General features: G+C 70.3%; 1 protein-coding gene. It reads left to right on the top strand.

The genetic code is table 11. From position 1 onward, the window contains the following. A partial coding sequence (locus G3N97_RS38620; RefSeq protein WP_205997974.1) for an amino acid adenylation domain-containing protein occupies window positions 1–1,626 on the top strand: 1,626 nt, incomplete at both ends.

Genomic DNA, 1,626 nt, shown 5'->3' with positions numbered 1-1,626 from the left:
GCCGACAGCGGCGCGCGCGTGCTGATCGCCGATAGCGCGCACGCCGACGCATGCGATCCGCAAACGCGTCTTGCGCGCCTCGAACTCGACCGTGCCGATCTCGGCGACGAACCCGCGCATCGTCCGAATGTGGAAGTGACGGGCGCGCAACTCGCGTATGTGATCTACACCTCGGGCTCGACGGGCACGCCCAAGGGCGTGATGGTCACGCATGGCGCGCTGGGGCATTTCCTGCTCTCGATGCGCGAAGCGCCGGGTCTCGCCGCCGACGACGTGCTCGCGGCCGTCACGTCGCTCTCGTTCGACATCGCCGCGCTCGAACTCTTCCTGCCGCTCACGGTGGGCGCGCGCGTGGTGATCGCGCCGCGCGAAACGGTGCGCGACGGCGCGGCGCTCGCGCGTCTGATCGACACGTCGGGCGCGACGGCGCTGCAATCGACGCCCGCGGGTTGGCGGCTCTTGCGCGCAGGCGGTTGGCCTTCGGCTGCGTGGCGGCAAACATCGACGCAAGCGCAAAACGCAGCGCAAAACGCAGCACCGCGCCGCTTCAAGGCGCTATGCGGCGGCGAAGCCTTGCAGGCCGATCTCGCGCGCGATCTGTTCGCGCTCGGCGAAGGCGTCGAGCTATGGAATCTCTACGGTCCGACCGAGACGACCATCTGGTCGGCGGCGGGCCGCGTGACGGACGCCGCGCCCGTGATCGGCGCGCCCATCGCAGCGACGCAGCTCTACGTGCTCGACGCGAATCTCGATCTCGCGCCCGCGAACGTGGCGGGCGAACTCTATATCGGCGGCGTGGGGCTCGCGCGCGGCTATCAGGGTCGCGCGGGCTTGAGCGCGGCGAGCTTCGTGCCGAATCCGTTCGACACGCCGGGCGCGCGCCTCTATCGCACAGGCGATCTGGCGAAATGGCGCGGCGACGGCAGGCTCGAATATCTGGGCCGCGCCGATCATCAGATGAAGATTCGCGGCTTTCGCATCGAGCCGGGCGAGATCGAGGCGCAATTGCTCGCGCACGAGGAGGTGCGCGAAGCGATCGTGGTGGCGCAGCAGGCGTCGGCTAGTAACGAGCGCGATGTGCGCCTCGTCGCTTATGTCGCGCCGCACGCACCTCGTGCCGCAGCCGACGATGCCGCCTTCGTCGCGGCGCTGCGCGAACGGCTCTCTCGCGCGCTGCCCGATTACATGGTGCCCGCCGCCGTCGTCGTGCTCGAACGGCTGCCGCTGAACAGCAACGGCAAGATCGACCGTCACGCGCTGCCCGCGCCCACGCTCGAAGCGGACGCCGACACCTTCGAGCCGCCGCAAGGCGACATCGAAACGCAACTCGCCGACGTGTGGCAATCGCTGCTCGGGGTCGCGCGTGTGGGCCGTCGCGATCACTTTTTCGCGCTCGGCGGCCAGTCGCTGCTGGCGCTGCGGATGACGGCGGCGCTGCGCGAGGCGTGGCGCATCGAGGTGCCCGTGCGCCTCGTTTTCGCCGCGCCCGTGCTCGCCGATCTCGCGCGCGAATTGAGCGCGTTGCGCGGCGACGCGAGCGCCGTCGCCGAGAACGCAAACACGGATACGCACACGCTGCCCGCGCGCCCGGCCGACATGGACGCCGCGCCGCTTTCGCCCGCGCAG

The organism is Paraburkholderia sp. Ac-20347 (genome assembly GCF_017104805.1).
In the GTDB taxonomy this organism is placed as follows: Bacteria; Pseudomonadota; Gammaproteobacteria; order Burkholderiales; family Burkholderiaceae; genus Paraburkholderia; species Paraburkholderia tropica.
The sequence above is the reverse complement of the archived record's forward strand: the minus strand, read 5'-3'. Positions and strand labels throughout refer to the sequence as shown.